The organism is Bartonella tribocorum CIP 105476, assembly GCF_000196435.1.
GTDB lineage: Bacteria > Pseudomonadota > Alphaproteobacteria > Rhizobiales > Rhizobiaceae > Bartonella > Bartonella tribocorum.
On sequence record NC_010161.1, the window covers coordinates 1,607,741 to 1,621,724 of the forward strand.

The following is a 13,984-nucleotide window of genomic DNA, read 5'->3' on the forward strand; positions in this document are numbered from 1 at the left end:
CTTAACAAGCATTATTTATTCAATGATTTTAGAGACGATACCGGCACCAACAGTACGACCACCTTCACGAATAGCAAAACGAAGTTTCTCTTCCATCGCTATTGGAACAATCAGAGACACATCCATTGCAACATTATCCCCTGGCATAACCATCTCCGTTCCTTCTGGAAGCGTGACAATACCCGTAACATCCGTCGTACGGAAGTAAAACTGTGGACGATAATTCGTGAAAAACGGTGTATGACGACCGCCTTCATCCTTCGTCAAAATGTAAGCCTCTGCCTTAAATCGTGTATGAGGTGTAACAGATCCGGGCTTCGCCAATACTTGACCTCGCTCAATCCCTTCACGATCAACACCACGAAGAAGAGCACCGATATTATCACCCGCTTGCCCTTGATCTAAAAGCTTGCGGAACATTTCAACACCCGTGACTGTTGTCTTAGACGTTGGACGAATACCGATAATCTCGATTTCTTCCCCAACTTTAATAACACCACGCTCAACACGACCTGTAACAACCGTCCCACGACCTGAAATCGAAAAAACATCTTCTATCGGCATCAAAAATGGCTGATCAACAGGACGCTCAGGGGTTGGAATATACTTATCAACTTCACTCATTAACAGACGAACCGCATCTTCACCAATGCTTTTATCCTTGTCCTCAAGAGCAGCCAACGCTGAACCTTTAACAATTGGCACATCATCACCTGGAAAATCATATTTGGATAAAAGTTCCCGAACCTCAAGCTCTACAAGATCCAAAAGTTCGCTATCATCAACCTGATCAACTTTATTAAGAAAAACAACGATCGCAGGAACACCAACCTGACGAGCAAGCAAAATATGCTCACGTGTCTGAGGCATTGGACCATCAGCCGCAGAAACAACCAGAATGGCACCATCCATCTGCGCGGCTCCAGTGATCATGTTTTTCACATAATCGGCGTGTCCTGGACAATCAACGTGGGCATAGTGACGATTTTCCGTTTCATACTCAACGTGGGCTGTAGAAATGGTAATCCCACGTGCACGCTCTTCTGGTGCTGCATCAATTTGATCATATGCTTTAAACTCACCAAAAAATTTCGTAATCGCTGCTGTCAACGAAGTCTTTCCATGATCAACGTGACCAATCGTACCTATATTAACATGCGGTTTTGTACGTTCAAATTTGCTCTTCGCCATTTGAGCTCTCCATTTTCCGTCCAAGCCAAGGACTAAGTTAAAAAAAATAATTTACCAACCCGAAATTACGCGTATTTCTTTTGAATCTCCAAAGCAACAGCCGAAGGAACAGGTTCGTAGTGATCAAACTGCATTGTATATTGCGCACGCCCCTGACTCATAGAGCGAAGGGTATTCACATAACCAAACATATTCGCCAACGGAACCATCGCATTAACAACTGTTGCAATACCGCGCGCTTCAGTTCCTGAAATCTGCCCTCGACGAGAATTGAGATCGCCAATAACATCACCAACATAATCATCTGGCGTAACAACTTCCACCTTCATGATCGGTTCAAGAAGCTGTGCACCAGCTTTCTTTGCGCCATCACGAAAAGCTGCACGAGCAGCAATTTCAAAAGCCAACACAGAAGAATCAACATCGTGATAACCACCATCAATGAGCGTTGCTTTTACACCAAGCATAGGGAATCCTGCAAGAGGACCTGACCCCATAACACTTTCAATCCCCTTCTGGACACCCGGAATATATTCTTTAGGGACAGCACCACCAACAATCTTCGACTCAAAAATAAAATCATCACCTTCGTGAGGCTCAAAAACAATTTTTACACGAGCAAACTGACCAGCACCACCGGATTGTTTCTTATGGGTATAATCAATTTCCGCCGTTTTAGTAATTGACTCACGATACGCAACCTGAGGCTGCCCAACATTGGCCTCAACCTTAAATTCACGCCGCATACGATCAACGATAATATCAAGATGAAGCTCACCCATTCCAGCTATAATAGTCTGACCTGACTCCTCATCAGACTTAACCCGAAACGAAGGATCTTCCGCTGCCAAACGATTAAGAGCAATACCCATTTTTTCCTGATCTGCTTTTGTTTTCGGTTCAATTGCAATCTCAATAACAGGCTCTGGAAATTCCATACGCTCCAAAATAACAGGCTTCAAAGGATCACAAAGCGTATCCCCTGTTGTCGTCTCCTTAAGACCAGCAAGAGCAACAATATCCCCAGCAAATGCTTCTTCAATATCCTCACGAGAATTTGAATGCATTTGAAGCATGCGCCCTAAACGCTCCTTCTTCTTCTTCACAGTATTCTCAAGAGAAACACCTTTATGAACCTTACCAGAGTAAATACGACAGAAAGTCAACGAACCAACAAAAGGATCATTCATAATTTTAAAAGCAAGCATAGACAGCGGAGCATCATCAGAAGATTCACGCGTCGTCTCAGCCTCAGTCTTTACATCAATACCCTTAATCGCCGGAATATCAATCGGAGAAGGAAGATAAGAAACAACAGCATCCAAAAGCGGCTGCACACCCTTGTTTTTAAAAGCCGTACCACAAAGAACAGGATGAAACTGAACCTCTACGGTTCCCTTACGAATAAGAGAAACAAGTTGCTCGTTGGTTGGCATAACACCTTCCAAATAAGCCTCCATAGCAGCCTCATCGACCTCCACAGCCATTTCAATGAGTTTTTCGCGATATTCTTCAGCTTTTTCCTTTAAATCAGAAGGAATTTCACCGATCACTGCTGGAGCACCAATAGAGCCGTCCCACTTTAAAGCCTTCATCTCAACAAGATCAACAACGCCTTCAAAGTCATTTTCAGCACCAATCGGCAACTGTACAACAAGTGCTTTAGCCCCCAACCGAGAACCAACCATTTCTACACTACGATAGAAATCAGCACCTATTTTATCCATCTTATTAACAAAAACCATGCGAGGAACACGATATTTCTCAGCCTGCCGCCAAACAGTTTCTGTCTGAGGTTCAACACCAGCATTAGCATCTAACAATGCTATCGCCCCATCAAGAACACGCAAAGAGCGCTCAACCTCAATGGTAAAATCAACGTGCCCTGGCGTATCAATAATATTGAAGCGACGCTTCCGACCGTCACGCCCCTCCCAAAAAGTCGTCGTTGCAGCAGATGTAATTGTAATACCGCGCTCTTGCTCCTGCTCCATCCAATCCATCGTAGAAGCACCATCATGCGTTTCCCCGATTTTATGATTCTTACCCGTATAGAACAGAATACGTTCAGTCATCGTAGTCTTACCAGCATCAATATGTGCCATAATACCAAAATTACGATAATCTTCAATTTTATATTCGCGAGCCATTATATTTGCCTTAGTTTAAAACCTCTACCAGCGATAATGCGAGAACGCACGGTTAGCCTCAGCCATACGATGAACATCCTCACGCTTTTTCACGGCAGAACCGCGATTATTAGCCGCATCCATCAATTCACCAGATAAACGCTCAATCATTGTTGTCTCATTCCGTCCACACGCTGCCGAAATCAACCAACGAATAGCAAGAGCCTGACGACGATCAGGACGAACATCAATCGGAACCTGATAAGTAGCACCACCAACACGACGTGAACGAACCTCAATATGAGGAGCAACGTTCTCCAAAGCCCGATGAAATAGATCCACTGGATCTGCTTTTACTTTTTTCTCTACAGAATCAAGCGCACCATAAACAATACGCTCTGCAACTGACTTTTTGCCATCAAACATAATGGCATTCATAAATTTTGTAATAACCAAATCACCAAACTTAGGATCTGGATTAATTTCACGCTTTTCTGCTCTATGACGACGGGACATTGGCTTTGTCTCTCAATATTACTTTGGACGCTTTGCGCCATATTTTGAACGACGCTGTTTACGATTTTTGACACCTTGCGTATCAAGCAAACCACGAATAATGTGATAACGAACCCCCGGCAAATCTTTCACACGACCGCCACGGATCATCACAACAGAGTGCTCTTGAAGATTATGTCCCTCTCCAGGGATATAACCAATCACCTCAAATCCATTCGTCAAGCGAATTTTAGCAACTTTACGAAGAGCGGAATTAGGCTTCTTCGGCGTCGTTGTATAAACACGTGTACAAACACCACGTTTCTGCGGATTCGACTGCAGAGCAGGAACCTTATTACGTTTAACGGGCGCCACACGTGGCTTGCGAATCAACTGGTTTACGGTAGGCATGTAACCTTCCTCTTTTCAATCTATATTCGTCTCACCCAATTGGGCTTTTCTATTTTCATCTTCACCCATTCCAATAAAATTGGCATAGATGACTTATTCTAAACACAAAACCGGGCAAACCTGCAAAAACAGTCTACCCGATCACAAGCAGAGAAGGCAATAGCCTTTTGCACTAGCATTTGCTTTTAATCTTTTTAACACCCGTTTGAATGATCTTCTGTTATCATATCCAAAACAAACGATCACTTTCACATCGGTTACGTTCGTGTTTAATAGCGAGAACGCAGCCATTCGTCAAGAACTAATGCAGAAGAAAGTTTTCAAAAATCAAAATAAATTAAATTTAAAAACTTTAAATCTGCTTTTATCGGAACCCTTGATAAATCAATTTACCATAGTAATATCACCCTATAAACAAAAAAAGCAACGATGCCACTGCAGTAAAACATTAATGCAGTAAATTAAATTGCATATTCAATATCAAATGATGAGCACCATGAAAATAGCAACGTGGAATATTGCCGGAATAAAAGCACGACATGAAACATTGTATCAATGGCTACAGAAAAGTCAGCCAGACATAGTCTGCCTACAGGAAATTAAAAGCATTGATGAAAGTTTTCCACGTGATGCAATTGAAAATCTAGGATACCATATAGAAACACACGGACAAAAAAGTTTTAATGGCGTTGCGATTCTTTCTAAAAAAACACCCGATGAAGTGATCCGTCGATTACCAGGCAACGATAATGATGAACAAACACGTTATATCGAAGCCGTTTATTCAACAAACAAAGGTGTTGTACGTATTGCATCTCTCTATTTACCAAATGGAAACCCTATTGAGAGTGAAAAATATTCCTATAAGATGGAATGGATGGAAAGATTATATGCACATACAAAGTCATTGCTTGCATATGAAGAGCCTCTTGTTCTAGCCGGTGATTACAATGTCATTCCTACCCCGTTAGATGCAAAAAAACCTCAAGAATGGAATCAAGATGCCTTATTTCTTCAAAAAACAAGAAAAGCATTCCAACGTATTCTTCATTTGGGTCTTTACGATGCTATCCGGAATGTCACCGATACACCCTCCTTCAGTTTTTGGGATTTCCAAGCTGGAGCATGGCCTAAAAATAATGGGATTCGCATTGATCATTTACTCTTATCACCAGAAGCGGTTGATCGCCTTATTTGTGCGCACAGTCAAACAGAAGTAAGGGGGTATCCAAAACCATCTGATCATGTTCCTGTTTGGATTCATCTTAATATCAATTAAGAAAGTACAGCCCTCTTTCATGAAATAACAAAAAAAATTCCACTTAAGAGAATAACTATGCTACACCACGCAAACAGTATATCTTAAGTAACTAAAATAAAAAATAAATGAATGGAGGCATAAATGAAGAAATCATTGTTAATGTTTATTGCAGCAGCAGCCATTGGGCTCACAAGTGGCGCGCATGCTGAAAACGATACGCTTGAAAAAATAAAACAAACAGGGGAAATCACTTTAGGTGTCCGTGAATCATCTGGTTTGGCCTACGCCCTTGGTAATAATAAATATGTAGGTTTTCATACAGAAATGGCAGAACATATCATTGATGATATCTCAAAAAAAATTGGTAAATCGATTAAAATTCATTATCTTCCCATTACTTCTCAAAATAGAATTCCTCTCTTAAAAAACAAGACCTATGATTTTGAATGCGGCTCAACAACAAATGATATTGCCCGCAGCAAAGAAGCAGCATTTGCGTATACGACATACGTTGAAGAGGTTCGAATTGCTGTAAAGAAAAATTCTAACATTAAATCTCTTGATGATTTAAATGGAAAAATAGTTGCAACAACCACCGGTACGACATCTGTTCAACTTATTCGTAAAAATAAACGTGCAAAAAATATTCACTTTAAGGTCGTCAAAGGAAAAGATCACGGAGATAGTTTCTTATTACTCGAATCTGGTCGTGCCGATGCATTTGTTATGGATGCCTCAATTCTTGCTGGACATATTGCAAAATCAAAAAATCCATCTGATTATGTCATTCTTGACACCGTACTTTCAGTCGAACCTATCGCCTGCATGCTTAGATTACATGACAAAAACTTTGAACAAGCCATTAACGATAGTATCCTACATCAGATTAAAGACGAATCACTTGAAAAGCTTTATAATAAATGGTTTATGAAACCGATTCCGCCTGCTAATACTGTTATGAACCTTCCCTTATCACAACAAACAAGATATGCTTGGAATCACCCAAACAATAAGCCGCGCGAAAGCTACACAGAAAAAGATTTATAGAATTTAAAAAGAAGAACCACACTCTTTTAAAAATTGAGTGTGGTTTATATTTTAGTTCACTTTTTAATAAATTCTGCCTATGTAGATACGCTTGATTTATCGTCCTATTTGTGAATGACTAATTTGAGGGAATATCAATTAATGGACTTTTCTTTCCTTTGTAGAGATGACCTTACTCAAACACTGGTAACAGGGTGCTTGGGCACTCCCGGCGTGAGTCATACCTATTTAGATACACTTCTTGATGGCTTTAAAAATACGGTTATACTGTCCATCACTTCACTTATATTAGCGATATTTTGTGGTGTTATTATAGGAACAATGCGCACTTTACCTAAAACATCCATCATCAATTGTGTATGTCGCACTCTCGGTGCTCTTTGGGTGGAAATTATGCGTAACATTCCCCTCCTTGTACAGGTATTTTTATGGTATTTCGTTGTTCCTAAGATTTATCCACCAGCAATGAAATTTTCCCCCATTCTCTTAATAACATGCGCATTGGGATTCTTTACATCGGCACGCATTGCAGAACAGGTTCGTTCAGGCATTGAAGCGATTTCATCAGGACAACGTTATGCTGCCATGGCAATGGGGTTTACAACTTATCAAAGTTATCGCTATATTATATTACCGCGTGCTATCCGTGCAATTATGCCGCCGCTTACTTCAGAAGCAATGGGCATTGTGAAGAATTCATCTATAGCATTCGCTGTTTCAATCAATGAACTCATGCAATTTCAATACCAAGCAATTGAAGAGATAAGTCATGTTTACGAAAACTATTTGCTTGTTACGATTCTTTATATTTTTATAGCCTTATGCGTATTCATTGTAATGACAGTCATTGAACAAATGCTCAAAATTCCTCATTTTCGAACAAAGGGAAATTGAATATGATAAATTTCATAAGCTCTCAGTTTGGACTTTATTTCCCTTTCAATTTTTCCGACTTTGATTTTTCCTTTTTTACCTTTGATGTATTTCGTTCTTACATTTTATCAGGTTTGCTCTTTAGCGTTTTTCTAACGCTTTTTGCCACAGTATTGGGATTTGTTTTCGGCACGCTTTTAGCAATGATGCGCCTTTCTTCCATAAAAATTCTTTCTTGGTTTGCAATCGTTTATATAACAGCTATGCGTTCAATACCCCTTGTGATGGTTATCTTATGGTTTTTTGTGCTTCTGCCTTTTTTAACGGGGACATCCATCGGTGCCAATAAGTCTGCACTCATTACCTTTACCGCATTTGAAACGGCCTATTTTGCTGAAATTATGCGTGCTGGTATCAATTCAGTTCCGCAAGGACAAAAATATGCGGGGCAAGCTCTTGGGATGACCTATTGGCAAAGTATGTACATTGTCATTCTTCCTCAAGCCTTTAGAGATATGCTTCCTGTCTTTTTAACACAAGTCATTATCCTTTTTCAGGATACAACCCTTGTTTATGCCATCAGTGGTCATAGCCTTTTGAATGGTTTTGATATTGCTGCTAATAATTTTGGCGTAAAACAAGAAGCTTATATTTTAGCAGCTATTTTCTATTTTGTGATCTGTTTTATACTGTCACAAATCGTTTTATATTTACAAAAAAAAGTATCCATTATTCGCTAACAGGAAAAAAAATGTCTACACATATGATCGAAATAAAAAATGTTTCTAATTGGTATGGCGAAATTAACGTTCTTAAAAATTGTACAACCAATATTAACAAAGGAGAAGTGGTTGTAGTTTGTGGACCATCAGGCTCAGGAAAGTCAACACTCATTAAAACGATTAACGCTCTCGTCCCTTTTCAAAAAGGCGAAATTTGGATTAATGGAACACCAGTTCATTCAAAGAAAACGAATCTGCCTAAATTACGCAGCCACGTAGGAATGGTATTTCAGCACTTCGAACTTTTTCCCCATTTATCGGTCACAGAAAATTTGACAATTGCACAAATTAAAGTCCTAAAACGAAGCAAAAAAGAAGCACTTGAACGGGGTTTGTTATATCTTGAGCGTGTTGGACTCATTGAACATAAAGACAAATATCCGGGTCAACTTTCTGGCGGGCAACAGCAACGTGTTGCTATTGCCCGTGCTTTAACGATGGACCCACTCGTCATGCTCTTTGATGAACCAACCTCTGCTTTAGACCCTGAAATGGTAGGTGAAGTACTCGATGTCATGATCAGCTTAGCCGAAGAAGGGATGACAATGATGTGTGTGACGCATGAAATGGGTTTTGCACAAAAAGTCTCTGGGCGTGTTATTTTCATGGATCAAGGAACAATTCTTGAAGACTGTTCATCTCAAGAGTTCTTTTCTAATCCGCAAGAAAGAACACCAAGAACGCAAGAATTTTTGTCTAAAATCTTAAGTCATTAGCCATTATATCATCATAAAAAGCCATCTCTACTGTAAACTTGGACACAAGAAAGGAGAGTTTAATAACAGATGAGAGAATGTGAAAAAATATTACAATCAGATCGTTAAAAGTTCTTATATTTTAGAATATCAGCAACCAGTGAAATTGCTGTACGTCTTTCAAATTCATCACAAAGAGAAAAAGCCTGCTCTTGCAAAGGGCGAATCCAATTTCTATCCTTTACGTTCGCTTTTTCATAAGCAGCAGTTAGCATTGCCGTACCGCGAATGATTTTTCCTTCTTTAAGCAGCATATTTCCGAGCATCGCTTGAGCAGAAGGATTTCCTTTTTTTGCAGAAAGTTGAAACCATCGTGCTGCTTGTATAAGATTCTTCTCCCTTCCCTCTCCCTTTAAAAATATTTTTCCTAAATGATACTGAGCTTTAGGATTTCCGTAATTCACCGCAGCCTGCATATAAAGACGAGCCGCATAAGAAGGATTAGGTTTCACATGTGATTGAGGAATACCTTTTTTTATATACTGAGCAAGCTTAACCAATGCATCAGAAACATAACTTTCATCCTCTGAGCCAAGATCAGCACCTTTTTCAACGATATATGCAAAAAAATGATAAGCCTTGTAATCATCTTTAGGAACACCATCACCGTTTGCGTAGATAGAACCAAGTTTCCAATTCGCACCAATATAGCCCCTCTTAGCGGCACAACGTAGCGCTGAAAGTGCCTGATTTATCTGCCCATTTTTATAAGCAGACATGCCACGTTTCAAAAAATAAAACGAACCATCATGCACTTCCTGCAAGCTATTAACATCTATTGTATAAACAGTCGAAAAAAATCCCCCTAAAGTCACAACAATCGTAGCTTTTTTCCATATCTGAAATCTCTTGACCATTTCCCCCTCTCTCAATATTAATGTTCTATCTGTTACAAATTTCTTTATAGATCTGTAAACTCTTCTTTTTAGTAAGAAATACGAGAGATTTTAAAATAAAATTTTTAAAAGAAAAGACAAATAAATGAAATTTATCAAAAATATTCAATAAAATTAATCGTTCATTTTTATATACAACAATTTGATTTTTAAATACAAATCATCACTCTATATTTTGTAACACATCCGTTAACGTTATAGGATTGTGTTGTCTTTAAAATTTATATGAATGAGTAAAAATCGTTCAATAACACAACCTGCGCTTTGAATAGAATTTCGAGAATGGGGAGAATATATGATGAATTGTAAACATTTAAGTACAAAAAATAACATGAAAGATGGATAAATATAATGATGATCGTTATCTTATAACTTCACGACTGTCTCTCCAGTTGAAAGATGAAGTTTCTCACTCCCATCAATCGGTAAAAAATCTGGTTTTTTCGGTAGATTCTAACTGCTGTTCACTTTATATGCTTTGCTTCATAGATAAAATATTGATTGATAAAGATAAATTATCATTTTCAATTTGAATCATACCCTTCACTACAGGAGGATTCCTTCCCCCTATCATATTGAAGCAATGAAAATCACTTGCGCATAAACAATAAGCAGGGTTTGCGGATGAGCTTAAAAGAGCATTTAAAACGCCTCTAATAAATACATTCAAATACAAGAGCCATCACAAAGAAACTATAATGACCTTACCCGCTAGTACCTTTATACGCTCTACAAATAAAATCCCCCCTAAATATTCACCGCTACATATAAAAAATACCACATGTAAAAATTTTATATGCCTTATTGCCCTAAATGATGGTGTTTCACAGCAATAAGGTAACATATTGATTGATAAAGATAATATACTGTTTTGCTTATTGAACGAGCCCCCCGGATATCGTAAGATTCTCTCATTCCAAACCTGTTCCATGTTGAATCAATCAAAATCATACACTTTCACGTTACAAGCAGGGAGAACCGTATGGAGTGAAACTGTGTAAGGAAGGACTAAAAACACCAATTGAACCGTTTTAAGTGCCAAAGGCTATCCCCCCACAACATTGGGCCGCTGTCAAGTGTGTAATGACGCCAACTGGTTACTTCACAAGTGCAAAGATGGGGAAACTCAATGAATTTGCCATTATATCATTCACAGGCGCCAGCGCAAAATGAGCTTAAGTACCTTAAGAGGTGTCTCTTTAATGATGAACATAGAAACGGTGCCTCCCCAGTAGAGATTTCATGATCGCATTCACCAAAGATGAACAAAAGAAAAAGTTTTCTTAAAAAAAAATCGATACCAGCCGTAATGCACTGAAATCACCCATCTAAAAATAAGAAGTTAGGTTCAGCCCAACCGCTCTAAAGCAACAGATATTTTTTTCTGCGCCGCACGCAATTCTACAACCCTATTTTGTTCATTTTCAACAATTTCTGCTTTCGCATTCTCTATAAATTTGGGATTATTTAACTTAAGCGATATTTTTTCAATATCTTGTTCAATTTTACGAACCTCCTTCCTCAAACGAACACGTTCAGCCTCCAAATCAATCAACTGTCCTAATGGCAAACAAAAAACAGCCTCTCCCAAAATCATTTGTGCTGATACTTCCGGAGCTTTATCAGAGAAATCAATGACTTCAATACGCGCTAACTTTTTAAGAAGTGCATCATAACGCTGAACACGCTCTCGCGTCACTTCCCCTCCTTCGACAACAACAAGAGGTGCTCGTGTAGCTGCTGGAATATTCATTTCAAAACGTACAGACCGAATCCCCGTGACCACATCAATAAGCCAATTAATATCAGCAGCAGCAGCCTCATCGATCAATGTTTCCTCTGGCCATTTTGTCAATGCGAGCATATCCTCACGCTTGATCTCTTGCGTTTCTGTAAGAGACCACAGCTCTTCTGTCATATGAGGCATAAAGGGATGAAGCAGTTTATAAACTTCATCTAAAACCCAAGCAGTACAAGCTTGAGCCTCACTTTTAGCATCTTCATTTTCACCCTGAAAAATGGGTTTGAGAAGTTCCAAATACCAATCACAGAATGTATTCCAAATGAAACGGTAAAGTGTGGCTGCAGACTCATTAAACTTATAATGCTCAATACCGGCCGTCACTGCTGAAATCGTTTTAGAGAGCTCTGTTAAAATCCAACGATTAAGTGCCAGCTTTGCTTGTCCTGGCTTAAAAGTTGGATCATGCCTCACTCCATTCATCTGTGCAAAGCGAGTAGCATTCCATAATTTCGTAGCAAAATTACGATAACCAGCAATGCGGGAAGTGTCCAGTTTTACATCACGACCTTGCGCTGCCATAATAGCCAAAGTAAAACGAAGAGCATCAGCGCTATATTGATCAATAAGCTCTAAGGGATCAATAATATTTCCCTTTGATTTTGACATCTTTGCGCCCTTTTGATCTCGAACAAGAGCGTGCACATAAACCGTTGGGAAAGGAACTTCACCCATAAAATGAAGCCCCATCATCATCATACGAGCAACCCAGAAAAAAATAATATCAAATCCTGTCACGGATAAAGAGGTTGGATAAAAAGTAGATAATTCAGTTGTTTTATCTGGCCACCCTAATGTTGAGAAAGGCCAAAGAGCTGATGAAAACCAAGTATCTAAGACATCTGCATCACGGATTAATTCAACCATCTCACCGTAATGAGAAAAAGCCGAATCTAAAGCCTCTTTTTCACTTTTTTCAACAAAAACTGTTCCATCAGGACCATACCAAGCAGGAATCTGATGTCCCCACCATAATTGGCGAGAAATGCACCAAGGTTGAATATTTTGCATCCAATTGAAGTAGGTCTTTTTCCAGTTATCGGGAACAAACTGCGTTTTCCCTTGTTGAACAGCTTCTATCGCTGGCTTTGCTAATTCAGCAGCATGAACATACCATTGATCTGTCAAAAAAGGTTCAATAGGCACACCACTGCGATCTCCATGAGGAACCATATGAGAATGATCATCAACTGAAGCTAAATACCCTTGTTCTTCCATCAAAGAAATAATCTTCTGCCGTGCAACAAAACGATCAGCTTTATCGAGATTTTCGACTAATATTTTTAGTTCATCTGATAAAACTAAACCATCAAAAAACGCTTCATTTTCACAGAGAAAAATCTCGGCTTTTGAGGTAAAAATATTGATTAAGCGTAAACCATTACGCTGCCCTACTTCAAAGTCATTAAAGTCATGGGCTGGTGTGATTTTTACAGCTCCACTTCCAGCCTCAGGATCAGCATGTGTATCACCAACAATCAACAACCGGCGACCAACAAGCGGCAAAAGAGCATTTTTACCTATAAGATGTTTATAACGTTCATCTTCAGGATTAACAGCAATTCCTGTATCACCAAGCATTGTTTCTGGTCGTGTTGTTGCCACTGTTATAAAAGTTGTCGCATCATTTGGATCAAAACTCTTACCCTCAAGTGGATATCTAAAGTGCCACAAATGCCCTTGAACTTCTTTTTGTTCAACTTCAAGATCCGAAATCGCCGTCAACAATTTAGGATCCCAATTGACGAGGCGCTTATCTCTATATATCAATCCTTGTTTATAAAGCGTCACAAAAACTTCACGGACAGCCTGCGATAACCCCTCATCCATTGTAAACCGCTCACGCGACCAATCACATGAAACGCCAAGGCGGCGCAACTGGTTTGCAATAATGCCTCCCGTTTCATGACGCCACTCCCAAATACGCTCGATAAACTTTTCTCTCCCCATTTCTTGACGCGTTGGCTCTTGGCGTTCTGCAAGTTGACGCTCTACAACCATTTGTGTAGCAATCCCAGCATGATCCATACCAGGCTGCCACAACACATTTCTGCCACGCATCCGCTGAAATCTAACCATTATATCTTGAATTGTCGTATTGAGCGCATGCCCCATATGAAGTGAGCCCGTAACATTAGGAGGTGGAAGCATAACGCAAAAAGGCTCTGCACCACTTTTAGAGCCCGTTCCCGCTTTAAAAGCCCCACGAGCCTCCCATCTCTTTGCAACCCGTTGCTCTATGGAAGCAGCATCATAGTTTTTTTCTAACATTCTATCCATCCATAACGCCGCTGAAAAACACAATAACAATATATGACCAAAACATGATCAGAATCTTGCAAA

General features: G+C 39.5%; 11 protein-coding genes. 5 read left to right on the plus strand and 6 right to left on the minus strand.

Going from position 1 to position 13,984, the window contains the following annotated elements:
* Positions 1-15: 15 nt before the first annotated feature.
* The 4 genes from tuf to rpsL all read right to left on the minus strand — a co-directional run bounded on the left by tuf (position 16) and on the right by rpsL (position 4,226).
* Positions 16-1,191: an elongation factor Tu gene (gene tuf / locus BTR_RS07260; RefSeq protein ID WP_012231465.1), complete on the minus strand. Its 1,176-nt coding sequence runs from the start codon at positions 1,189-1,191 to the stop codon at positions 16-18.
* Positions 1,192-1,256: 65 nt separating this feature from the next.
* A complete protein-coding gene (gene fusA / locus BTR_RS07265; protein WP_012231998.1) occupies positions 1,257-3,341 on the minus strand; it encodes an elongation factor G in 2,085 nt (694 codons plus the stop codon).
* Between the two features lie 24 nt (positions 3,342-3,365).
* Complete coding sequence (gene rpsG / locus BTR_RS07270; RefSeq protein WP_012231999.1) at positions 3,366-3,836, minus strand: 30S ribosomal protein S7; 471 nt, start codon at positions 3,834-3,836, stop codon at positions 3,366-3,368.
* 18 nt (positions 3,837-3,854) lie between these two features.
* On the minus strand, positions 3,855-4,226 hold the full coding sequence (rpsL, locus tag BTR_RS07275) for a 30S ribosomal protein S12 (protein ID WP_005773262.1): 372 nt from the start codon (positions 4,224-4,226) through the stop codon (positions 3,855-3,857).
* Between the two features lie 496 nt (positions 4,227-4,722).
* Between rpsL and xth the strand changes: the two genes are divergently transcribed.
* The 5 genes from xth to BTR_RS07300 all read left to right on the plus strand — a co-directional run bounded on the left by xth (position 4,723) and on the right by BTR_RS07300 (position 8,905).
* Positions 4,723-5,505 (plus strand): exodeoxyribonuclease III, encoded by a 783-nt coding sequence (gene xth / locus BTR_RS07280; protein ID WP_012232000.1) that lies wholly within the window; start codon positions 4,723-4,725, stop codon positions 5,503-5,505.
* Between the two features lie 123 nt (positions 5,506-5,628).
* Entirely contained in the window at positions 5,629-6,534 is a 906-nt protein-coding gene (locus BTR_RS07285; protein WP_012232001.1) for a transporter substrate-binding domain-containing protein, read from the plus strand.
* Positions 6,535-6,675: 141 nt separating this feature from the next.
* Positions 6,676-7,428: an amino acid ABC transporter permease gene (locus tag BTR_RS07290; protein ID WP_012232002.1), complete on the plus strand. Its 753-nt coding sequence runs from the start codon at positions 6,676-6,678 to the stop codon at positions 7,426-7,428.
* 2 nt (positions 7,429-7,430) lie between these two features.
* The gene (locus BTR_RS07295) at positions 7,431-8,147 is read left to right on the plus strand and encodes an amino acid ABC transporter permease (protein ID WP_012232003.1); all 717 of its coding nucleotides are present in this window, start codon (positions 7,431-7,433) and stop codon (positions 8,145-8,147) included.
* An 11-nt stretch (positions 8,148-8,158) separates the two neighbouring features.
* Positions 8,159-8,905 carry an amino acid ABC transporter ATP-binding protein gene (locus tag BTR_RS07300; RefSeq protein ID WP_005773257.1) on the plus strand — a complete coding sequence of 249 codons (747 nt, stop codon included), beginning with the start codon at positions 8,159-8,161 and terminating at the stop codon, positions 8,903-8,905.
* 104 nt (positions 8,906-9,009) lie between these two features.
* Here the strand turns inward: BTR_RS07300 and BTR_RS07305 are convergent, their stop codons facing one another.
* Both BTR_RS07305 and BTR_RS07310 read right to left on the minus strand, forming a co-directional pair.
* Positions 9,010-9,801 (minus strand): tetratricopeptide repeat protein, encoded by a 792-nt coding sequence (locus BTR_RS07305; RefSeq protein ID WP_012232004.1) that lies wholly within the window; start codon positions 9,799-9,801, stop codon positions 9,010-9,012.
* Between the two features lie 1,387 nt (positions 9,802-11,188).
* Positions 11,189-13,912 (minus strand): valine--tRNA ligase, encoded by a 2,724-nt coding sequence (locus BTR_RS07310; RefSeq protein ID WP_038473746.1) that lies wholly within the window; start codon positions 13,910-13,912, stop codon positions 11,189-11,191.
* Positions 13,913-13,984: the final 72 nt, after the last annotated feature.